This is a genomic window from Planktothricoides raciborskii GIHE-MW2 (assembly GCF_040564635.1).
Taxonomy (GTDB): Bacteria; Cyanobacteriota; Cyanobacteriia; order Cyanobacteriales; family Laspinemataceae; genus Planktothricoides; species Planktothricoides raciborskii.
On the sequence record NZ_CP159837.1, the window covers coordinates 1667135 to 1688347 of the forward strand.

Here is a 21213-nt window from a genome sequence, read left to right on the forward strand (position 1 = left end):
AATATTATCATCTAGAATCCGCCCATCATAAAAGCGCATTGGGGAACGGTAAGAAAATGGCACTAATTATCGGCACATTAGACAAAGATTTTCTACAAGGCACAGACGCGGCAGACGAAATCTTAGGACTCGTTGGGGATGATACCATCAACGGCCTATCAGGAGATGACACCATCAATGGTAACGAAGACAAAGACTTAATTGATGGGGGAGAAGGTAATGATTTACTGCGTGGTGGACAGGACAACGATACCCTCCTGGGAAATAACGGCGATGACACGACTTATGGTGACAAAGGGAATGACCTAATTTTTGGTGATTCAGGTCAAGATGCGCTTTTCGGGGGTGAAGGAGATGACACCCTAAATGGGAGCACGGAAAACGACTTTCTCAATGGCAATGAAGGGGCAGATTTAATTTACGGCGGCCAAAATGACGATACTTTGCGCGGAGGTATCGGCAATGACATCCTTTATGGCGATCGCAACCATGACCTAATTTATGGAGACAAAGGGGCTGACAGCATTTTCGGCGGTCTTGGGGACGATACTTTTGTCATTGGTCAAGGGACAGGCGGCCCAGAAATTACTGACGCCGATTGGTTATTAGACTTTGGTCTAGAAAAAGATTTTATTGGCTTAATTAATGGCCTGAAATTTGAACAACTGAATATCTTCCCAGGGGTCGATGAATACGCAGACAATATTATTATTCAAAATCGGCTAACTGGGGAATTTCTGGCCATCATCAAAGGGGGGGTCAGCAAAGGCATCACCCTGAACGCCTCAAACTTTGTCGAGTTAGTCTCAGAAACCGGGTTTCTTCCAGACACCTCGGCTGAAACAGTAGGAACCGGAGAATCAACGCAGAAACCCGGTTTCTTATCCCTGGTAATTTCTAACAACAAAATTGCCGAAAATAGCCCTAATGGGACAATTGTTGGCACATTATCCATTAGTGGGGTCTCAGAAACCGGGTTTCTTCCAGACACCTCGGCAGAAACCGGAGAATCAACGCAGAAACCCGGTTTCTTGTTAGTAGATGATGCTGGGGGTCGCTTCGCCATTGTTGGCAACGCCATTGTAGTCGCCAATGGTGGGGATTTATTAGATTTTGAAACAACTCCCAATATTCCCTTAACCGTTCAAGTCACCACCGCAGCAGGTTTAACCTTCTCTCAACCTGTCACCGTTGACTTAATTAACCTGGTGAATGAAGAAAACCCCAGTCCTGCGCCCACGGAAATTATTATAGAAACCGGGTTTCTTCCAGATACTTCGGCTGAAACAGGAGAATTAACGCAGAAACCCGGTTTCTTATCCGTTGCCGAAAATAGTCCAGGGGGAACCCTAGTCGGTACTTTGAGCATCCCGGAAGGGTCAGAAGGCGCCACCTTCTTCTTAGTAGACGATGCCGGTGGCAGATTTGTCATTTCAGAAACCGGGTTTCTTCCAGATACCTCGGCTGAAATCGGAGAATCAACGCAGAAACCCGGTTTCTTTTCTCTAAAAGTTGCCCCTGGTGCAGATATTAATTTTGAAACTAACCCAACAATTCCGATTCGGGTTCGGGTGGCAAATGCCAATGGTCAAACCTTAGACCAGGTTTTGACCGTCAACGTGCTGAATATGCCGGATGAATTATCCATAGCGAAAATTGCCCCTGTCTCCACGCCTCAAGACACCCAAGCTAACGTCCCCATCACCATTGGGGATATTGAAGTTGCCACCGGGCAGATTAGCATTACAGGCAGTTCCTCAAATATTGGGTTAGTCCCCAACTCAGAAACCGGGTTTCTTTCAGATATTTCCGCTGAAACCGGAGAGTTAACACAGAAACCCGGTTTCTTTATCACTGGACAAGGGGCAAACCGCAGCTTAATCATTACCCCGACCCCCGGACAGTCGGGTACTACCGAAATCACCCTTAACTTAAATGATGGTAGTCAGACTGCTACTCAGACTTTTAGCTTTAGGGTCTCGCCGCCAGTCACAGAGGTGGTGTTATCAAATAGCAACATTGCCGAAAAAAGTGCTAATGGGACGATTGTTGGCACATTATCCACCACGGGGGCTTCAGAAACCGGGTTTGTTCCAGACACCTCGGCAGAAACCGGAGAGTTAACGCAGAAACCCGGTTTCTTGTTAGTAGATGATGCCGGGGGTCGCTTCGCCATTGTTGGCAATCAAATTGTGGTCGCCAATGGTGAGGATTTATTAGATTTTGAAACAACTCCCAATATTCCCTTAACCGTTCAAGTCACCACCGCAGCAGGTTTAACCTTCTCTCAACCTGTCACCGTTGACTTAATTAACCTGGTGAATGAAGAAAACCCCAGTCCTGCGCCCACGGAAATTATCGTCAGTAGGGACGGTTCGCAAATCACCCCTACAGTAGCCGAAAATAGTCCAGGGGGAACCGTAGTCGGTACTTTGAGCATCCCGGAAGGGTCAGAAGGCGCCACCTTCTTCTTAGTAGACGATGCCGGTGGCAAATTTGTCATTTCACCAACCACCAACCAACAACAAGCAACAAGCAACCAACAACAAATTCAAGTTGCCCCTGGTGCAGATATTAATTTTGAAACTAACCCAACAATTCCGATTAGAGTTCGGGCAGCAAATGCCAATGGTCAAACCTTAGACCAAGTTTTGACCGTCAACGTGCTGAATGTACCCGATCAATTATCCATAGCGAAAATTGCCCCTGTCTCCACTCCTCAAGACACCCAAGCTAACATCCCCATCACCATTGGGGATGCGGAAATTGCCACCGGGCCGATTATCATTACAGGCAGTTCCTCAAATATTGGGTTAGTCCCCAACTCAGAAACCGGGTTTCTTTCAGATATTTCCGCTGAAACCGGAGAGTTAACACAGAAACCCGGTTTCTTTATCACTGGACAAGGGGCAAACCGCAGCTTAATCATTACCCCGACCCCCGGACAGTCGGGTACTACCGAAATCACCCTTAACTTAAATGATGGGAGTCAGACTGCTACTCAGACTTTTAGCTTTACGGTCTTGCCCCCACCAGCAGCGATCGCGGATTTAGCCCTTTCCAACAGCAGCATTCCCGAAAACAGTCCCAACGGCACCCTAATCGGTCTTTTATCCACCATTTCAGAAACCGGGTTTCTTCCAGATACCTCGGCTGAAACCGGAGAGTCAACGCAGAAACCCGGTTTCTTTTCATACACCTTATTAGATGATGCCGGAGGAAGATTTGCCATTTTCGGCAACTTGCTGATTGTGGCTAATGGCGGTTCTGCCTTAGACTTTGAAGCCACCCCCACCATCCCGATTAGAATTCAAGTCACCACCAACAACGGCGACGCCTTTGAAAAAGTCCTCAATATTCCCCTGACGGACATTGCCAACGAGGAAAACCCCGGCCCACCGCCCACAGATATTATCATCAGCGGGGGAGCCGGGGAGCCGGGGAGCGGGGGAGCCCGCCATCGGCAAGTAGCGGAAAATAGCCCAGGGGGAACCCTAGTCGGTACTTTGAGCATCCCGGAAGGGTCAGAAGGTGCCACCTTTAGCTTATTAGACGATGCCGGTGGCAAATTTGTAATTTCAGAAACCTCAGAAACCAACCAACAACCAACCAACAACCAACAACCAACAACCACCCAACAGCTACAAGTTGCCCCAGGTGCAGCGATCGACTTTGAACAAACCCCAGTCATACCGATTATTGTGCGGGCGACGAATGCCAATGGTCAAATATTGGATCGACGCATCGAACTAACGGTGACTAACGTTCCCGATCAATTAACCATTGAAGCAATTCCGTTGGCGGTTTCCACCCGTCAAGACAGTCCCATCAGTGTGGCAGTCAACATTGGGGACAGTGAAATTCTCACAGAAACCTTAACCCAGCAAACCCAGAAACCCGGTTTCTCTTTCAGTTCTTCAAATCCTGCCCTTATTCCTAACTCAGAAACCGGGTTTCTTCCAGATACTTCCGCTGGAACAGGAGAGTTAACGCAGAAACCCGGTTTCTCTATAACTGGAGAAGGGGCTAACCGCATCCTCACCATTACCCCCGCAGCGGGACAAACAGGGACTGCGGAAATTACCCTAACCTTAAACGATTCCCCCCCTTTTGAAGGGGGGGCAGGGGGGGTCCAAACCGCCAGCCAGACTTTCAGCATCAACGTCCTTACCCCGGTAGGAACCCCGGACAACCCCCTAAAAGCCTTTCTCAGCAAACCCCTAAAAGTTCCTCAAATTCAACTCACCACCAACAACCAAGCGATCGCCGAAGTTTCCAACCCCATCAACGGTGAAGTTTCCCTAAAAAATGGCGAAATTACCTTTATCGCTGATGAAGGTTATGTGGGACCGGCTTCTTTTGACTTCACCATAGACAATGGACAAGGAGAACCCACCACCCTAACTGCCAATATAGAAGTCACTGACACCGCAGATATTGAAACCCTTGTAGCAGGTGATGGCGGCTTTGAAATCACCGGAGAAACCAAAGGAGACGGAGAAGAAAAATGTGTCAATATCAGCATAGTACCCGCTGAAGATATTAACGGTGATGGTCTGCCTGATTTAGTGGTTAAAGATGTCAACGCCGACAAAAATTTTCTCATCTTTGGCAAAGAAGATGGCAACGACGTAGACCTCACCAAAGACCCCGCCGAAAGTGGTACAGGTTATCGGATTTTTGCCAAAGACCCTGCGGATGCTGGGGACAAACCCAACTACGCAACAATGCCCGTTGGCGACCTCAATGGCGACGAATTAGAAGACGTTCTGTTTAACAGTTTTCAGGAAATTCCTGAAATAGGAAACTCTGTTCCATCCTATATTGTTTTTGGCCAAGACCCCAACAGCAACGCCACGCCATTTTTAAACTCTTTATTAAGTTTATTAGGGGGTTCATTACCCACCATTCCTCCCAGTAATATCAACGTCAAAAATCTGGGCACTAAAGGGTTTAAAATTATTGGCACTGGCACTTTCGATCAAGCCGGTCGTCCCATCATCAGAGCCGGGGATTTTAACGGCGACAAATGGACAGACTTACTCGTCAAGGCTCCCATTGCTAATCCGAATATCCCCGATTATGGGCCGTATTATGTCCTGTTTGGCAAAAATAATAACCAGCAGGTTGATTTTCCTTACTTAAATAATCCCGCGCCGCAAAAATTCGATTTAGCGGAATTATTCGGGCCACCGAAAGTTGGTTTTGCCATTACCTCTGCTCCCGTATTAGGAACGCCGGTAGTTGATTTTGCTGGTCGTGATGTCTTACCCACTGCGGATATTAATGGGGATAAAAAAGACGATTTATTGATTGGATTTTCCAACAAATCAGCCATTGGGTTTGGCTCAAATAGTGCCTTTGTTGTGTTTGGTAAATCTGACGAACAGCCCATTGATTTAACCAATCTTGCAGCCCCGCCTCGTGACCCAATTCTATCGGTAATTGACCCGTTTCAAATATTTTTTCCTTCCCAGCCTCGCGGTTTTGATATTACCAGCAATAAAGAAACTTTAGCTGGTCGCAAAATTTCTGCCGGGGGGGACACAAATGGAGATAACTTGCCGGACTTAGTAATTGAAGCTGACCCCGACCCAAATAGTGGTTCTAATAAATCTTATGTTGTTTTTGGTAAGAATAACAGCAAAACCGTTAATTTAGATGCATTGGGTTCGGCAGGATATTATCTCGGCAGTGACCCGGTAATTGACCCAGCCACAGGTCAGGAAAAAATTAATCCTGCCACGGGAAAACCCGAAAAGCCCGTGCAGGCTTTACGGGATTTTTCTAGTATTCCTGCTGGGGATATCAATGGAGACAAAAAGCAAGATTTTCTGCTAATTCCCGGAAAAAATCCCAGTGAAATTGCTTCAAAAATTTATGTTATTTTTGGTAAAGAAGATGAGCGATCGATTAATCTCAATGATTTGAATCCACCGCCGCTGACCCCAGTTCAGCAGGCAATTAAAAAAGTGTTTGAGTTTTTTGGCCTAACTTATCCTGAGCCAAAACCGTTGGGATTTGCGATTAATAATCCTGCCGGTTTGAGAAACCGGGTTTCTGCGTCAACTTCTTTATCCCAACAGACATCTTTAAGAAACCCGGTTTCTGATGTTAATTTGGCGGAAGATTTATCAAATCGACAGATAACACCAGCGGGAGATGTGAATGGGGATGGCTTGGATGATGTGATTATTGGGCCACCGAAGTCAGACACACCGGGAGTGTTGTTGCCGGGAGATGCGTATGTGGTATTTGGTAAGAATGAAAAGCAAAGTATTGATGTAAATCTGCAAAATTTAGGCAGTGCGGGATTTAAAATTAATCATTCTAGTTTGGGGGATATTACTAATTTTAGTATTGCCCCAGGGGGTGATTTTAATGGAGATGGTTTAAAGGATTTAATTGTATCGCCCCCGAAGGCTGATCCGTTACGGGCTTCTGGCCCATCATACATGATTTTTGGGAAAAGTAATGCGGGGCCGCGTGACCCAATTCAAGCATTTCTCGATCCGTTGGGTTTAATATTTCCTTTGCCACCGCCAATTGCCCTGCCAACAGTGGATTTGGCAAATTTGGGAAATCGCGGATTTGCGATCGCCCCTAGCGGTAATCAAGTGACAATTTCCTTGCGGGCGGGTAAAGACATCAATAGCGATGGATTTGATGATTTAACAATTGAAACAGAAATCCAACATTCTAACGATAAAATATGTCCTGGGCCGTCTTATTTTGTCTTTGGCACTCCGGCTTATCAAGGCGGTCAACTCATTAAAGGGAATGAGGGCAATGATAACATCGCCGGGACAGCCGCCGCAGAAGTCCTAGTTGGTGGACGTGGCAATGATGTGTTATCCAGTGGCGGTGGTTTTGACAATATCTCTGGGGATTTAGGGGATGATATTATTATTTTAAATAACGTCGGGTTTAATCGGATCAGCGGCGGTTCAGGCAGCGATGTGCTGCGGATTGATAGCACTGAAGATATCAAGTTAGATTTCAGTCCATTTCCCATTCCTTCTATCCGGGGAATTGAACAAATTGACCTGACCAGTGCGGGCAATCATACCATAAAAATCAGCGGGGCGAATCTTAAGACAATTCCTGATAAAGACCAGCCGTTAGTAGTGTTAGCAAATCCCCCGATTGTGAATGAACTTGGGGAGGTGACGAGTGAGGGAGATGTGGTGGAGTTGCCAGACTTTTTATCTGCTGGAACCGAGGGAGGTTTAAATAAGTTTATTTTTGAAGATGAGACGAAAGTGGTATTAGTCACCCCAGGGGTGACGGTGAATTTTGGCGGCTTCAACGTCGAGGGCAGCGATGAAAATGATTTACTGACAGGGACGGCGAAAGGCGATCGCCTGTTAGGTAAAGGAGGCAATGATGTGCTGATTGGTGGTGGGGGTCAAGATGACTTGCAGGGGGGTCCGGGGGATGATGTCTTAGTAGTCAGCGATATTCTGTTCAAAAATGCCAGTGGCGGCATTGGTAAAGACATCCTGCGGATTTCTGGGGCGAACGTTAATCTCGACCTGCGAGCGTTCCCGCAGCCGCCCATTTCTCAAATCTCGCAAATTGACCTGACGGGGTTTGGCAACAATACTCTAACTCTGGACACAGAAGACCTGACCCAAATCACCGAAGATGGCATCCTCACAGTAGTTGGCAACGAGGGAGATACGGTGGCGGTGATCGGATTTGTGCCCCTAGGAACGGAAAACGGCTTAAACAAGTTTGGTCAGGCTGGACTAGAGAACATTGCCACCTTATTGGTAGATCCAGCGGTGACGGTGACAGTTTTACCCCTGTAGGTTTACCCCAGAGTGGCTGTTCGGGCGGAAAGCTGTCTCGCCCCTACAAACTGTTCGCCCCTACAGAGGGATTTTTCAGGGCAGAAGACGGCAGGAGATTAGCTTTGGGCAAAGCGATTTCTACCGTCGTCCCCTGACCGACTCCTTTACTGTTCAGCATAATAGTGCCGCCCATCAGTTCGATTAAATTGCGGGCGATCGCCAACCCCAAACCCGTGCCCCCATGCCGCCGAGTGGTGGAACCATCCACCATCACAAAGGGTTGAAATAACTTTTGTTGTTGCTCCAAAGCAATACCGATGCCGGTATCTTTTAAAGTAATCACCACATCTGTCGCCCCTTTGCCACTGCCATCCAGGGTTTCCGTGGTGGTGGAAACGCGGTTCATTACTTCCGTATAACTGGATTCCAGACGAGTGCTGATGGTAATACTCCCGGTGTCGGTGAACTTAATGCAATTATTCATTAAATTTAATAACACCTGCTTCAGCTTGCTCGGATCGGCTTCCACCACCAGAGGTTCTGGGTATTCTTGGACGGATAAATGCAGTCCCTTCTGGGCGATCGCATTTTCTTGGATTTCAATCACTTCTTTAATAATCCGGCTGACATCCACCGGCTCTAATGTCACCGAAAGAGTCCCCGCCTCAATTTTAGAAATATCCAGAATATCGTTAATAATATTTAGCAAATGAATCGCCGCATCATCGGCTCGCTGTAAAAACTCCACCTCTTCCTCCCGGTCATCACAGCAGTCATCCCGCACCAAGCGAATGCAGCCAATAATCGCATTCAAAGGCGTTCTTAGTTCATGGGAAATGGTGGCCAAAAACTCATTTTTTAGCTGGTTCGCTACTTTTGCTTCTTGCCATGCGCTTTCCAGTTCTGTCGCCCAAGCTTTCAGGCGCTCGACCATCGTATCAAGGGCATCAGCTAATTGTTGAAATTCAGTGATTTTGAGTTTAATTGGGCCAGTGTCACCTTCGGTTTGGCGGCGATGTACGTTTAAGGCATAAGCTTGCAACTGTTCAATGGGACGGGCTAACTCCAAAGTTAAGTACCAAGTGACTACCAAGTTGGCAGCTATGAGGCTAAAAATCAAGGTAAATAAGACCTTCTGAATTTCTTTGAGACCGGCTAGAGCATTGTCGAGTCGAGTCACCGCTAAGATAATCCACCTTTTGTCTGGAGATACAGGAGAGGCGATCGCGGTATATCCGGAAATCAACTCGATGCCTGGGGCTTCAAAGTCAAATAAATGGACAAAATCCTGTTTACCGCTGATCGCGTTTCTGACAATACTTCTGAGGCGATCGGCGTCTGCTTCCTCCGCAATATTCGTCCCAGCGCGATCGGGGCTCAAATGTTCCACAATTGTGCCATTTTCCTGCTGATAGGTGGTATCAAACACATCAATCACTACGGTCTGTCCGGTCAAAGACCCTCGCTTGCCCACGGTTTCTTGTTCCAAAGTTGACAGAAGGCTTAAGGCATAGCGTATATTCCCCCCAGAAACTACGTTGCCCGGAAACACCGGGGCGGAGAAAACCATCCTCATGTTTCTCTGACGTTCTTCTGAGGATGATGGCTGATTTTCGGACAACTGTAGGCTGACATCCACCAGAGAAGAATCTGGACTAGGATTTTGCCACTTGTCCAGGGGCAGTTGACGATAAATCGGTGCCGATCCACAGGTACTAGCGATGATTCTATTGGTGGCGATGTCGGTTAACTGGGTGCATTGCACTTTGGTGGGCAGTCGTTCATCAAGGGTCTGTAGGTATTGGGCGATCGCTGCGGTTTCTTCTGACTGCAAGACCGTGGCTTCAGTAGCGGTTAATAAGCTGGCTTCTAAGGCTTTAACAGATGTTTCAATACTTTGTCCTTTGCGGATGGCGCTTTCTGTTAGGTTCTGGCGGGCAGTTTCCAGGAGGGCGGAACGAGCTTTCCGATAAGTGGTGTACTCTCCCATCAGCAAGACAGGAATGCTCAACAGTAAAATCCGCGTGAGGAGAATACGACGAAAGGATGAACGACCGGGTTTAAACATAGCAATTGTCTAACTCGAAAGGATGCTTTTTTCCAACCACAATCATCAAGAAAGAAATTGGATCGGGTAGATAGGTCTCTACTGATTATGGTATAACTCAAAAAGCTCAAAATTTTCTGATTAAATTTTTAGAGCGTGTTTTAGAGCTTGCACAGGAATCCGATTTTTTTAGGAAAATTTGATCAAACGGATTTTGACCGTGCTGACCGTTGATGATTCGCCGTGGGCGAACCCAGAGGATCTGAATCCTTAATCTGCCGATTTATTTTCTCGTTAGAGATTATTCTCTGTCCCCTGATTCCAGTCTGTTTGACGAGAGATCGTCGTGTAATTTACCGGAGACTGTACTGAATTGATTTGGAACATCGCCGGGAAGCATAAGCTAAAAAATCAGGTTGAATCAGTCCGGGTTCTTGACTCCCCAATAACCAGAAGGGATCAAGGAGGCTCCGCTCCTTAAGCCTGGGTAAAAATTATCAGTCCGGATGGATCGGGAAAAGGCCGTCGGCACTGATTTTGCTTGCCTTCGCCGGTGGGTGGGCTTGAGGGATGAAGCGCTCCACGCCTTGATATTTATTCATATTAATTCATATTCATTCATATTCATTGATTGGGCTATTTTTAAGGGTTTTTACTTAGTCTAAATTGGCTCTATCTGACAAAATAGATCAAAAAATTTTTAAGGGGAAAAGGTTGACATGGATAAATTCGCAAATTTACATTCCCTAATTTACATTCCCTGGCTTGATGGCCAGCGTCATAAATTTTAACAAAATCAGTGGAGTTGGGGGGTGGGATCGATCACCCCTCAACGGAATCTCTTTAGGAAACAACCTGATTCGATGCCTGACGAGGATCGGGATAGTAGCTGGCCACGATCGCCATCACCAGCCACCAAAGGGTATTAATTTGGGGTCGATACCAAACCGTATCAACGACACCATGAGCCAGCATACCGACGATAATCGCGATCGCCCCCATCAGCCAATAGCCCTGAAGATTGGCTTGATTTCGCAGTTGTTGTAGTTGCTGGAAGCCTTGATTTAAGGTGACGACCAGCAGCCAGATAAAAGTCATTAAGCCAATGATGCCCGTTTCCACTGCGGTTTCTAACCAGATAGAATAAGCACTCAAAGCACTAAACCTGGGGCGCATATAAAGGGGATAAATTTTGTTAAACGCATTATTGCCCGGTCCAATGCCTAACAACGGGCGATCGCGAATCATCTCGATTACCGACTGCCAAACATTGATCCGGAAATTATTGCTGCTATCAGAACGACCGGCAAACATACTGGCGATGCGATCGCGCAACGGTTCCACAAACAGAAAAGCCAAAAGCAGCACCGTGACGGTGCCGCCGAAGACCCCAGGCAGCGCCCATTTCCGACCGGCGGGGGGTAACTTGGGACTCCACCAATAAACCAACATCAACAATAAAACAAAACTGGCGACCACCAAACCAATCCATCCCCCCCGACTCCAGGTGAACAGCAAACAGAATGAATTCACCACAGTCATCGTCACCGCCAGCAACTTCGGCAGCAGTCCAGACCAAACAAAGATCGCTGCCACGCCGAAGATCGCTGCCGGGATCACATAAGCAGCCAAGAGATTGGGATTTTCCAAATAGCTATAAACTCGCGTCACACCGGCCATAGAAGAGGTGGGATCGGTCCAAGTCGCCAGAGGCGGGGCGCCAAAAAACCACTGTCGCATCCCATACACACTCACAATCAGAGAAGTATGCAGATAAAGACCGATTAGGAGTGAACGAATCCGGGGCGATCGCAACACTCTTGCCAGCAGTGCAAACATCATCAAATAAAGGGTCAACTTAACCCAGCCACTAAATGCGGCGGTTTTCACCGGCGACATTGCGGTCGAGACTGTGGCAATAGCCCAATAAAGTAACACCAACAAATGAATCGGGGTAAAAACCATTTCACCCTCATCGGCGACAGTCAGCAGCAGCCAATAACCAGCCCCGGCCAACAATAACACTCCAATCAAAGCCGTGGAAACAAAAGGCGACAGACCAAAAATCAAAGCACATAACAACGCACCAATTGCTTCTGACCATTGCATCAACCAACTGCTGGAGCGCCAACGACCCAAAGAACCCACAAATAAACGAGATAAATAGCTTCCTTTTTGCCATCGGTAGATGGGCAAATTTGACAGGGTTACTTGTTGCCAAAGTGAATTCATCGATTGCATACTTATTTTTGATTTAAATCCTATTTTTAGCATTCTTTGCCGGTTATATCAATCTATTATTCAATTTAAAACTGAATATTAAATATATCTTAATTTATTGAGATTTAATCTTATAATATACCATTTTAATCATGATTTTTTTATGACCAATCATATCATATTCATATTTCTTATGAAAAATGGCATATTATAATTTGATATACTCAATCTTCCTATTAAATTGGCACGATCAGAAAAAATTATCTCTAATAATAACTAGGATCATAAATTTTCATAAATCCAAACAAAAATGAATATTTCACGGATTTTCTCCTTTTTTGTAACGCCAAAATCTAGATGTTCTACTCACTCAAAATTAGCCCAATCTTCCCTGATAATTTCACCTTAGTTAATCCGTAGGGGGAACTCAAGTAAATATCGATAACCGGAACTAGGGGAACCTTCTAAAACAATATGTCCTTGATGCTGCCTGGTTAACTCCCAACTGAGTAAAAACCCTAAATCTTGCCGGGAAAGCTTAACGCAGCATAGGTCATTTGGATTTGCGGTTTGACAGTCTGAATCATATAATGCCTTGAATTCAGAGATTAACTTTTGAAAGAATTGCAGCATATTTGATGCCGGTTGCCTAGTAGAAAAAAGAGCTTCCAGGGTTTTTTCTGGCTTCAGAGATTCTGACTCATCATTAGCTGGGTTCAAGGGCATTTCCTCAGACTCCATATCCTGCATTTCTATTGGATTGAAACCATCTCCTAACCAGGGATGAGAAACCCAAATAATCATCTTTAAAATATCAGATTTGCGGGAAACATGAAGCCGCACGACTCCTCCCGGATGCGCCACAGAAATTACCCTGGCCAACATCTGATAGAGAATTTGGTAGACTTTAGACTTATCTATGAGAACTAGGCGATCGCCCGGTTCCACAGACAGACGAAATTCTTGGCCGCGTCGAGAAGCTTCCAATTCCAAGTGATTAAGGACTTGTTGACAAAGCATTTCAATATCCACAGCCGCCAGATCAAGATCCGGGGTTTGGTCATGTAAGTTCCGCAGAGACACTAACTCATCCAGCAACGATACCAAGTAGCGACCACTGTCATAAATAATCTGGAGATATTCTTTCTGTTTGTCGTTTAAATGTCCATAAACTTCTTGATTTAAAACTTTGGCCATTCCTGTCACCGAAGTTAAGGGATTCCGCATTTCTTGCGTCATGCTACCGATGAGTTTCTCCAAAACCAAGTCAGAAATATTCTTCAGCCCAAATTTTTCATCATTACTGGCTGGGGAAGTATCATCATCTACGGATATATCTGGCAATGAGTCAGGCAAAAAAGAGCTAACTGGAGTGTGAGTTGTGTCAGGCGATATTGCATCCGCAAGGCTCCTGCGCGTTCGCGCCAATTTGCTCCGTTCTAACTCGCTCATAATCCAGCGAGCGGTCAACTCCAAAAACTGAATTTCTTTAGCCGTAAATTGACGGGGAGACAGATCCATGCCCATCAAAACTCCCAAGCAATCCCCTTTGGAGGACAGCAAAGGCACTCCGGCATAAGCCCGAATTCCGTAATTTTGAACCGCCATCGACTTCGCCCACTGGTCTTGCTTCAAAGTATCTCGAATTGTCACCACAATTTGACTGGCTAAAACCTGTTGCCAAAAAGCCTCTTGCAGAGAAATTTTTGGTAACTTATTCGCCAAGTCTTGCAACAATTCGATCTCTTCAAAGTTAACGTCAGCAAAATTTACAGCAAGCTGTCTCAAGCGCCGATCTTTTTGCACTCCCCCAACAATACATAAAGGGATATCTAAAAATTCTGCACTCGCTTGAGTCGCCTTTTGCAAGATAAACAAGCTGTGTCGATCCAAGAGACCCCGGTCTGCAAACAGCAATCCAGATTCTTCTGGGGATGGGCTGGCAGAATTATCAAAATAAGCAAATTCTTGATTGTCTGGTACTACCATAAGAGTTTAAGGTTGCCATAGACAACAATGAAATCTATTCAATAAATCTATTCAATGGCGATTGGCCATAATGTTTCTAGTGAACGGCAGAACCGCCGAGGACAAATCTCTTGCCGCTAAGATCTTGAGGATTTTTGCCGTGGGATTTTTGCCGTGGGATTTTTGCCGTGGGTTTGGTTCTGGCAGATTTGGCTAGATGATCGGCACCAAATCTAAGCCTTTAGATATCTGCAATTTGCGCTGCAAAAAAAAATTTGCCGAACAACGAGCGAGATTGCATCCGCAACGCCGAAGCGCGATCGCAGGTCAAAGCTTAATCTTTGGGTGCCGAATCTCTGGGATTGGGTGACTACTTCCATGCTGGATGAGAAAGGAGTTTTTCCATCACTCTAACCCCGCGTAACTGATTGGAAAGAGGTAAATGACCTCTAGGGGCTGTCAAATCCCAAGTAAACTCTTGGGGATATCTTGTCCAATTATTGCCATTTTTCCAGCCGATTTTTGGCCACATCTTATCCCACATTTTCCCGACACCCAGCCAAATTTCTCGTTGGACAGAAAATCCAAACTTATCTTCGGAGTACAACTGCCACAGAGTATTAATGGTTTGTAAATCCGTTTCGGGAAACGTATCAACTTCAGTAAAATATAACCACTTTCTCTGGACGGCAGCAGGACCTGCCAATTCACAAAGTAATTGAATGGTGATTTTGTCAGCGGATTGGAAATCCGCAGCGGCCAGCAGCTTTTGTAACAGACTGTAGTCGATCTGGCGATCGCTCGGAGTTGGGAGCAGACCGTGGGGAAATGTGGAACGCAAAAATTCAGCGGATACCGGGTCTGCCGATGTATAAAGAACTTGGTAAACTTTCCCATCGACGAAGTTCGGGGTGGTTGAGCGGCGTTCTAACAAAAATTCTTGCAACACTCTCAGACCATCCCCACCAGCTTTGGCCAGATGAGAAATCACCTTGATCTGATTTTTTTGATTATTCGTTCTTAAGTTGGAAGCCAGTTCGGCAAAATCCAAAGCAGCATCCGGTATGGCAGAAGTTGTTGAGTCAGTCATGAAGGCTTTTTGAGGATCGACAGTTGCTATTTTCAGAGGTACAAGTAAACCCAGTAGGCCCTGCCCCCGCGAAGGCGCGGAGCCTGCGCGAAGCGCGCTTAGGCGGGGGATGAACCTGGAAGCATTAAGCAATCGGTGCCACTGGATATGAGGTTGAAACCTCAGATGTTCCTATTGTCTCATTATCTTAGACCTGCTGATTATTTCTGTGCTTGTAAAATCCGATTAATGATCCCGGTGGTGGATGAGTTGATTTCCACTTTCACCAGTTCAATCTGACCCCCATAAGCCTGAACCACTGGGGCTTCCGGCAGAGTTTCCAGGGTGTAGTCACCTCCTTTGACATAAATATCCGGTTGCAGAGATGAAATCAGGGTGGTAGCGGTGGGTTGATTAAAGATCACCACGGCATCAACCGCTTTGAGGCTACAGAGTACCTCAGCCCTTTGTAATTCTGGCACAATTGGTCGCGAGGGTTTTCCGGCGGTGGATGGCTTGATTGTTTGTACGGACTGGTCACTATTTAAACCAATAACGAGCGATCGCCCCAAAGCTTTGGCGGTTTGTAAATAGCGCACATGACCCACATGGAGTAAATCAAAACACCCATTGCTAAACACTAGAGGACGCCACCGATCCGGTTCAGAGGCGATCGCCTGAGTTAATTCATCCAAAGTATAAAGACCAGAAATCATAACGCTTAAGGGTTGATGGTTGATGGTTGAAGCTTGATGGTTGATGGTTGACGCTTGATGGTTGACCGTTGACCGTTTGCAGGATTCGTGAGTGTTCAAAAGGTGATGCCTTATTCACAGCAAGCAAACATTTGCTATCGCTTAATAGCTATCATTTAATCTGCTATTAGCTATCAATGTAACTGATAACTGATAACTGATAACTGATAACTGATAACTGATAACTGATAACTGATAACTGATAACTGATAACTGATAACTGATAACTGATAACTGATAACTGATAACTGATAACTGATAACTGATAACTGATAACTGATAACTGATAACTGATAACTGATAACTGATAACTACCGAAATCAGGGAAACCCAGCATTTGATATTGCTAAGTTATTCAGCATCAGGAGCGGACTCGTATCCATGTTCAAAAGCAAACCGAATTAATTGACCACGATTTTCCAAATCTAATTTGCTTAAAATATGACGCAAATGAGTTTGTACAGTCCGAGGACTGATAAATAAACGTTCGGCAATTTCTTTATTTGTACAGCCTTGAATCACTTCCCAAAAAACTCTGGCTTCCGCCGGGGTCAAGGGCAAACGGTCTGGGGAAGTCTCCGATATCGATGAGGTGACTGGGTATTCTTTGGGAGTTAAATTGGACTGATTATCAAGCCGATTATTGAGGGGATGGGTCATCTTCTCTGAAAGGGAAATTACAGAGGGTGAACTCACATTTTTATATCCTCCCGCCATATGCTGCATTAATCGAATAATTTCCGAATAAATCCGGCGACTCCGCTCTAATTGCGCTTCAATTTTTGCTACTAATTCTCTGGGTTCAAAGGGTTTAATTAAATAATCATCGCCACCAATTTCATGGCCTTCTATGCGGTCATCAAGCTCTCCCAAAGAACTTAAAAATATAAAAGGGATTAATTGACCTGATGGCGTCGTGCGTAGTCGTCGGCAAAATTCAAATCCATCCATGTCTGGCATCATCACATCCGATACAATCAAATCTGGCATTTCCGCCTCTAACGATTTTAACGCTTCTACCCCAGATTTGGCATCAGCAACGATATACCCTTGATTTTCTAGGTGTCTTCGTAAAGTAATTCGCATAGTGCGATCGTCATCCACAATTAAAATTTTTTTCATTTCATTTTGGCTCCCGGTTTCATTGAGATAATCTCAATATATTATTCAAGAGCATTTTTTACAAAATTTGTTTCTCATCTTTTTGAGATTTAATCATAGATGATTTTCTTCAAAAAACGCTCCGGCTCCTATAATACAATCAATTTTTCTAAAAAGCAAAAATTAGCAAATGTTATAAAATCTTAATATTTGAGATTTATTTAAGATATTTTCTTCAAATTATCTAATAACCTCGATCAAGAAAACTTAATCATAAGTAGATCCAATCAATTTTGAGACAAAATATGACTAAATTTTCTCAAGGAATCTCAAGGCTTCCCCGGTTTAGGGAATTTGTCATCCTAAGTCGAAAGTGAAAACAAGTTTATTGAGAGTTCTAGGCGTTAGGCAAACCCAGCCGCGATCGCGATAGATCGACGGAAAAATAGAACGCAAATGAGAATAAGTCGATCTGGAGAAGTGTGCGAACAAGAAATCATACAAAGGAAGAGTGGGTTGACCAGAAACATAGTAAGGGCAAAGCATATAGCCTACCCGACCGGATGCCGCTTCGCGTCTACGGCATCGAAATTACCTCGCTGAAATTTGATTGGAGAATCTTCAAGATTGTTACTTAAGATGCTTTGCCCCTACAAATGGCTGAACCAAAGAGCGCGAAATTGTCAAAATTTCGAGATTTTAGGGGCAAAATTCAGGAAAAATGCTTAAGAAACAAAACCTGAAAGCATTGCATGATGTAGTCTACCAAAGAAGGATTGTCTAGTTTTAACTAGACTCAACGGGCAGTATGTACGAGAAAATCACTCCCCCCACCACTGGCGATCGCGTCACCTTTAAAGATGGGCAACCCATTGTCCCCGACAACCCCATCATTCCATTTATTCGCGGAGATGGCACAGGGGTTGACCTATGGCCAGCTTCACAAAAAGTCATCGATGCAGCCGTTCAAACCGCTTACAAAGGCCAGCGAAAAATTAGCTGGTTTAAGGTTTATGCCGGAGATGAAGCTTGTGAAGCTTATGGAACTTACCAGTATTTACCGGAAGATACCCTCCAGGCCATTAGAGAATATGGTGTGGCCATCAAAGGCCCTCTGACCACCCCAATTGGGGGCGGCATCCGTTCTCTGAATGTCGCGTTACGGCAAATTAACGACCTATACGCTTGTGTTCGTCCCTGTAAATACTATAGTGGCACGCCATCTCCCCACAAAAATCCAGAAAAACTGGATGTGATCATCTATCGGGAAAATACCGAAGATATCTATCTAGGAATTGAGTGGCGCCAAGGCAGCGAAATTGCTGACAAATTGATTCAAATTCTCAATCAAGAGTTAATTCCCGCCACCCCAGAACACGGCAAGAAACAAATCCGCTTAGACTCTGGTATCGGCATCAAACCGATTAGTAAAACTGGCTCACAACGGCTGATTCGTCGAGCGATTCAACACGCTTTGCGTCTGCCGAAAGAAAAGCAAATGGTGACCTTGGTTCATAAAGGCAACATTATGAAATACACCGAAGGTGCTTTTCGTGATTGGGGCTATGAATTAGCTACCACGGAGTTTCGCTCCTGTTGTGTCACCGAAAGAGAATCCTGGATTCTCAGCAACAAAGAGCGGCACCCAGAGATTACCTTAGAGGACAATGCTCGCAAAATTGATCCCGGTTATGACAACCTGACCAGTGAAAAGCAAGCAGAAGTTCGCCAAGAAGTCGAAGATGTTCTTAAGGCGATTTGGGATACCCACGGAAATGGCCAATGGAAAGAAAAAGTCATGGTCAATGACCGGATTGCCGATAGTATTTTCCAACAGATTCAAACTCGACCGTCAGAGTATTCAATTCTGGCGACGATGAACCTGAATGGAGATTATCTATCTGATGCCGCTGCCGCCGTGGTCGGTGGTCTGGGAATGGGGCCAGGTGCGAATATTGGCGATGAATGCGCCATTTTTGAAGCCACCCACGGCACCGCACCGAAACACGCTGGTCTTGACCGGGTGAACCCAGGATCTTTGATTTTGTCCGGGGTGATGATGTTGGAATATATGGGTTGGCAGGAAGCGGCTGATCTGATTAAAAAAGGTCTGGGTGCCGCGATTTCCAACCGAGAAGTAACCTACGATTTGGCTCGGTTAATGGAACCTCCGGTAGAACCCCCGCTAAAATGTTCTGAATTTGCTGATGCAATTATTGCTCACTTTAACGATTAATTTCCCATTGAGAGATTAATTCTCGACGGGAAAATATCATCGATATCTATTTTAAGAAACCCCCTTTGACTCAAAAAGTAAAAGGGGGTTTTTCGCTTTTTGGGGATGCGATCGCCACGATATCCTGTGAATGAATCAGCAATGACTATCCAGGAAATGACTATCCAGGAAATGACTATCCAGGAAATGACCTAGCAACACTATCAAGGATTGGAGAAAGTGTTAATCTCTCCACCGCCGATATAGCGCCCCGGAATTGGACGAGGCACCGAAAACGGGGATGTAGGTTGTTGCGGTTGAGTGGGAGCCGCTGACTGGGTGGGATTAAGGGAGGAACCTGTCAGCCCGTTGGCATTGGGGATTGTTGTTGGTAAACCCTGCGGGATGGGGACTGAACGCAGAGTCGGAGTTGGCTGTGCCAATGGCTGAGTGCTTGTGGGAACAGAAGGTTGGGTCATAATCCCTAAATTTTGACCGTTGGCAGTGCTTTGCTGGGATTGATTCGGGGGCAAATTGAGTTGATTGTAAGTCTGTGGATAAGTCTGTGGATAAGTCTGTGGGGCGATTCCGCGCAGCGGATCCGGAAAGGGAATCGCATTTCTTGAAGCGGGTACGCTTCTGGGATTGACTAATCCCCCAGAGTTCATCCCACCTGTAGTCGGATTGCTTGGACTAGACTCTAAGAGATATTGATAAGAGTTGTAGGAATCGGCACTGTTGGCATCGGCAGAATTGCTTTGGAGTGGCTGGTTATAAGAGTTATAACCTCTTTGAGAGCCCTTGACTCCCCGACTTGATGCCGGTGATAGAGGCATTAATAATTCAGCGCTTGGGTTGACCGAATCTCTGAGACCAGGTTGGGCAGAAGTTGGAAATATCCCAGGGGTAGTGTTGGCAATCCCAGAAAAGTTTAAAAGATTTGTTTGATTTGTTTGAGCTAAGAGTGAAAGTTGATTTGTGGGATTGGATATGCTGGACGTGGATATGCTCGACCCTGTGTTCTGATTTGTATCCACTGGTACGGGAGAGACTAAAAGCCCAGAAGCAGATCCAGGAGGATTATTACGGCTGCCTTGAGCCTGAGTGGAAGTCGGTGGAGCCTGGAGATCACTTGGGTTTGATCTACTATTGCTGGTCGATCTGCGGATAATCGCTTCTTGCAATGGACTCATGGCCATGCCCAAATTTCCAGTCCCTACTTCAGTAGCATTAGGACTGATTGTGTTGCCATTTCTGTCACTGTTTCCTAACGATAAATTCATCCCCTGAGGATTCATGCCACCGATCCCGTTGCCTGGATCATTCGCTTTCAAAAATTCATTGACTGGCAAAGTATTAGGGTTGCCACTTAGGAAAATATTAGACAATCCCTGAACATTTTGATTCGTTGGCGGATTGGCTGAGGGTTCAGTTGGGGGAATCGGCGTTGATCTCGACGGTTTAAGATTGTCGGTCTTTTTGGGTTTTTGCGAGGGCAATCCGCCAACGTCGGGCAAAATTGGCGGGGGAGTTTCCAATAGCTTCATATCTTCTTTGAGGACTGATGAGCTATCAATATCAGCGGCGATCGCTTCCTGGGCCTGGTCTTGACTTTCTGTTTCCCCCGGATCCGCCAACGATCCTAGACTAAATTCTCCGTCGGTGAAAAATTCCGTGGAGTTAAGCCAGAATTCCCAACTAAACATAGTAAACAAACCCAAAAATCCGATCGATCCCCAAACCAGCGGTTGCCGCAAAGGGCGTAGTTTGGCTCTGAGATTACGCAGATAAACAGGTAGCTGATTTTCCGATGACATAACAACGTCCTAAATTCATCACAGTTTTCTAAAGTCTGAATAATTATGAGTCAATATGTGCTGAGAGGAAATCGACGCTGCGATCGCCTGCTCATCACTCGGACAATATCTAGACTTCTTGATTGATTCTCCGTTGAGGCTTGGCTGTTGAGGATTCTGCAAAAAAACACCTTTTCTTGTCAACCCGCAACCCGCAACCCGCAACCCGCAAAATTTCTCCAAAAT

Annotated in this window: 9 protein-coding genes; 2 read left to right on the forward strand and 7 right to left on the reverse strand. The window is 45.6% G+C overall.

Annotation, left to right across the window (positions count from 1 at the left end; all coding sequences use genetic code 11):
- Positions 1–56: 56 nt before the first annotated feature.
- On the forward strand, positions 57–7814 hold the full coding sequence (locus ABWT76_RS07035; RefSeq protein WP_354635851.1) for an Ig-like domain-containing protein: 7758 nt from the start codon (positions 57–59) through the stop codon (positions 7812–7814).
- Positions 7815–7857: 43 nt separating this feature from the next.
- On the opposite strand, the gene ABWT76_RS07040 is transcribed toward ABWT76_RS07035, so the two are convergent.
- The 6 genes from ABWT76_RS07040 to ABWT76_RS07065 form a co-directional block, all read right to left on the reverse strand.
- Positions 7858–9864, reverse strand: a complete 2007-nt coding sequence (locus tag ABWT76_RS07040) for an ATP-binding protein (RefSeq protein ID WP_190880563.1) — start codon at positions 9862–9864, stop codon at positions 7858–7860.
- 822 nt (positions 9865–10686) lie between these two features.
- Positions 10687–12075 (reverse strand): IctB family putative bicarbonate transporter, encoded by a 1389-nt coding sequence (locus ABWT76_RS07045; RefSeq protein WP_054469851.1) that lies wholly within the window; start codon positions 12073–12075, stop codon positions 10687–10689.
- A gap of 393 nt (positions 12076–12468) precedes the next feature.
- Positions 12469–14052: a GAF domain-containing sensor histidine kinase gene (locus ABWT76_RS07050; protein ID WP_054469844.1), complete on the reverse strand. Its 1584-nt coding sequence runs from the start codon at positions 14050–14052 to the stop codon at positions 12469–12471.
- A 349-nt stretch (positions 14053–14401) separates the two neighbouring features.
- Positions 14402–15121 carry a GUN4 domain-containing protein gene (locus tag ABWT76_RS07055; RefSeq protein WP_054469845.1) on the reverse strand — a complete coding sequence of 240 codons (720 nt, stop codon included), beginning with the start codon at positions 15119–15121 and terminating at the stop codon, positions 14402–14404.
- 200 nt (positions 15122–15321) lie between these two features.
- A complete protein-coding gene (locus ABWT76_RS07060; RefSeq protein WP_054469846.1) occupies positions 15322–15816 on the reverse strand; it encodes an adenylyltransferase/cytidyltransferase family protein in 495 nt (164 codons plus the stop codon).
- A gap of 390 nt (positions 15817–16206) precedes the next feature.
- Positions 16207–16977, reverse strand: a complete 771-nt coding sequence (locus tag ABWT76_RS07065; RefSeq protein WP_054469847.1) for a response regulator transcription factor — start codon at positions 16975–16977, stop codon at positions 16207–16209.
- A 787-nt stretch (positions 16978–17764) separates the two neighbouring features.
- Here ABWT76_RS07065 and ABWT76_RS07070 point away from each other — a divergent pair.
- A complete protein-coding gene (locus ABWT76_RS07070; RefSeq protein ID WP_054469848.1) occupies positions 17765–19192 on the forward strand; it encodes an NADP-dependent isocitrate dehydrogenase in 1428 nt (475 codons plus the stop codon).
- Between the two features lie 203 nt (positions 19193–19395).
- On the opposite strand, the gene ABWT76_RS07075 is transcribed toward ABWT76_RS07070, so the two are convergent.
- On the reverse strand, positions 19396–20988 hold the full coding sequence (locus ABWT76_RS07075) for a hypothetical protein (protein WP_054469849.1): 1593 nt from the start codon (positions 20986–20988) through the stop codon (positions 19396–19398).
- Between the last annotated feature and the right edge of the window lie 225 nt (positions 20989–21213).